This window comes from Pirellulales bacterium (assembly GCA_035939775.1).
Classification (GTDB): Bacteria; Planctomycetota; Planctomycetia; order Pirellulales; family DATAWG01; genus DASZFO01.
In genome coordinates, this window is the sequence record DASZFO010000167.1 from 1 (window position 1) to 2990 (window position 2990).

At 58.5% G+C, this 2990-nt stretch carries 3 protein-coding genes; 2 read left to right on the forward strand and 1 reads right to left on the reverse strand.

The features are described from left to right. Positions 1-1029, reverse strand: a 1029-nt coding sequence (locus VGY55_11270; protein HEV2970540.1) for a PVC-type heme-binding CxxCH protein, incomplete at its 3' end; no start/stop codon positions are given. Between the two features lie 163 nt (positions 1030-1192). Between VGY55_11270 and VGY55_11275 the strand changes: the two genes are divergently transcribed. Both VGY55_11275 and VGY55_11280 read left to right on the forward strand, forming a co-directional pair. Further along, the gene (locus VGY55_11275) at positions 1193-2446 is read left to right on the forward strand and encodes a beta-ketoacyl-[acyl-carrier-protein] synthase family protein (protein ID HEV2970541.1); all 1254 of its coding nucleotides are present in this window, start codon (positions 1193-1195) and stop codon (positions 2444-2446) included. A 33-nt stretch (positions 2447-2479) separates the two neighbouring features. After that, entirely contained in the window at positions 2480-2740 is a 261-nt protein-coding gene (locus VGY55_11280) for an acyl carrier protein (protein ID HEV2970542.1), read from the forward strand. Positions 2741-2990: the final 250 nt, after the last annotated feature.

The window sequence follows — 2990 nt, forward strand, 5'->3', positions numbered from 1 at the left end:
TCCGTGAATGTTTCCCATTATCAGCTTGCCGCGGTATGGTTCGGGAAACGCGTCGGTGTCCATGTAGAGCAGCCCGCAATAGGCCGCTTTCTGATGATGGTGCTTGACGATCGACGGCAAGACCCAGGTGAACGGTGGATATGGGCCGCCTTGGCGGAGATAGTAACCAGTCTCCGTCAGATGCCAGAGATGATCGACGACGCAGGCGCTGACGAATCCGCTTCCCTCGGCGTCCCAAGCGATTCCCCAGGGGTTGCTCGTTCCTTCGCAGAACACTTCGAAATCGTGCGTCCGCGGATCGATGCGAAACATTGCGCACGTGAAGCGGAATTCCTTGCCGTTCTGTTTGATATGGGCCTCATTAAATACTCCGTTCAGTCCGTAAAGATAACCATCGGGTCCCCAAGTGAGCGAATTGGGCAGCTCGTGCGTGTCGTAGCGGCCGAAGCCAGTGACGACCACTTCGCGCTTGTCGGCCCGGCCGGTCCCCTTGGTGTCTTGCATGAACAGGATGTCGGGCGAGTTGCAAACCCAGACGCCGCCATGGCCGACCGCGATCCCGGAGGGGATATTCAGGCCGTCGGCGAAGACGGTGATCTTGTCGATGTGACCATCCCCTTTGGTGGATTCGAGCACTTTGATCCGATCGCGGCCCGGCCCGGCGTCACGTCGTGGATACTCGATGCTCTCGGTGATCCAAAACCGCCCGCGCTCGTCGATCGTCATCGCGACCGGATTGACGATATCCGGTTCGGAGGCGACGAGTTCGACGGAAAAACCCTCAGGCAGCGTCATCTTCTTCATCGCCTCGGCGGGCGAAAGCGGCGCGCCGGGGGCCTTATCTTGGCCGTGCGGAATCACATTGGCGGCTTCGACTGTTGGAACGACGAAGCACGCGGGAAGTACGAAGTACAAAGTACGAAGTACGAACGTCGTCGCGATCGCGATCCTCAACGGTGTTCCGCGTGAGAGCCGCAGCGCGGGCGTGACCGCGCCGAGGGACGGAAGGTTGCGATGTTTACAAGGCATGGGGATTCTTTGGCGGCAGGGCATCTAAACGCTTGGGGTGGCGAAAAGCCCATTATGGTTTTGCCGCCGACCCTGAGCAATCCACTTCCGCTCGGCTTGCTAATTCGGCCGAAACTGGCTAAGTTCAAGCGTTTAAGCGTCTATGGGGCCGCGGGGAACTCGGATGATTGCCGGAAAGCCAGATTGCCAGCGGATCGTGATTACCGGCGTGGGGTTGGCTGCGCCGAATGGCGATAATCTGGGCGAGTTTCGCGACAGCCTGCTCGCCGGTCGGAGCGGGGTTCGGCCGTACGACATCCGTTACGTCGGATCGACGTTAGCAGGCGTCTGCTCGTTCAACGAACTCAAGTACCAGAACCGCAAGGATCTCCGCCGGGGCACGCGGGCCGGCAGCATGGGGGTTTATTGCTGCCAAGAGGCCATCGCCGACGCCGGGCTGGATTGGCCCAACATCGATAAGTCCCTGGTCGGCATCTATGTCGGCGTTACCGAACATGGCAACGTCGAGACCGAAAACGAGGTCTATCAGCTTCAAGGATACAACTTCGACACAAGCTTTTGGTCGCATCATCACAATCCGCGGACGGTAGCAAACAACCCGGCCGGCGAGATTTCGCTTAACCTCGGGATCACCGGCCCGCACTATACGATTGGCGCCGCCTGCGCCGCCGGGAATGCAGGGCTGATCCAGGGGGCCCAAATGCTGCTGTTGGACGAGTGCGATCTGGCACTGGCCGGCGGCGTCTCCGAGAGCATCCATACGTTCGGCATCTTCGCCAGCTTCAAGAGCCAAGGAGCGCTCGCCTCGCATGCCGATCCGACCAAGGCCTCGCGCCCTTTCGACGTCAACCGCAACGGGATCGTCGTGGCCGAAGGTGGCGGGATGTTTGTGCTCGAGCGGATGTCGGACGCAAAGGCCCGCCGAGCAAAGATCTATGGCGAGCTGGCCGGCTATGCGATGAACAGCGACGCCAGCGACTTCGTGCTCCCCAATCCTGTGCGACAGGCCGAGTGCATTCAGTTTGCACTCAACCGGGCCGGGATCACAGCCGACGAGATCGATATCGTTAGCACGCACGCGACGGGCACGACCCACGGCGATTCGCAAGAGTGCGATGCGCTGCGGCGCGTGTTCGGCGGCTCGAGCCGCACCCGATTCAACAACACCAAGAGCTTCATCGGCCATGCCATGGGCGCCGCCGGGGCGCTTGAATTAGCTGGCAATTTGCCGGCGTTCGACGATGGTATTTGCCATGCGACGATCAATCTCGACGAGATCGACCCCGAATGCCGCCTTGAAGGACTCGTCGTGCTCGAGCCGCGGGAAATGGGGCGCGTCGATTACATTTTGAATAATTCCTTTGGAATGCTGGGAATCAACTCGGTGGTCATCGTTAAGCGGTTTGGGGCAAACTGACGTTGTCTGATGACCGTTGAGGGGGAGCGGAGTATGAGTCCATCGGAGATTCGAGCGAAGGTCATCGAGATTCTGGCGGACATCCTGCCGGACGACGATCTGAGCCAATTGAAAGACGACGTGCCGCTGCGCGAGCAAGTCGAGCTGGATAGCATGGACTTTCTCGACATCGTGATGGAATTGCGCAAGCGCTATCGAATCCAGATTCCGGAAGACGATTACATTCATCTCGCCACGCTCTCGGGCACCGTGAAATACCTCGATCCATTGATGAAGGACCTGACTTTGAAATGACGAATGTCGAATGACGAAAGAATGACGAATGCTCCAATGAAAAACGACCGCTAGGCGACTTAAGGGGTCTGCTTTTCCCGCGTCATTCCTGCTTCGTGCTTCGTCATTCCTTAGAACGTGTTTGAAAAGGTCTTGATCGTCGCGGAAATAAGCAGTATTTACACGCAGCGTTTGAAACTGGAGGAACTTTTCTCGCTTCGGAGCACCTGGCATGGAAGCCGTCTATCCCACGGATTTGAGCGATGAGCAG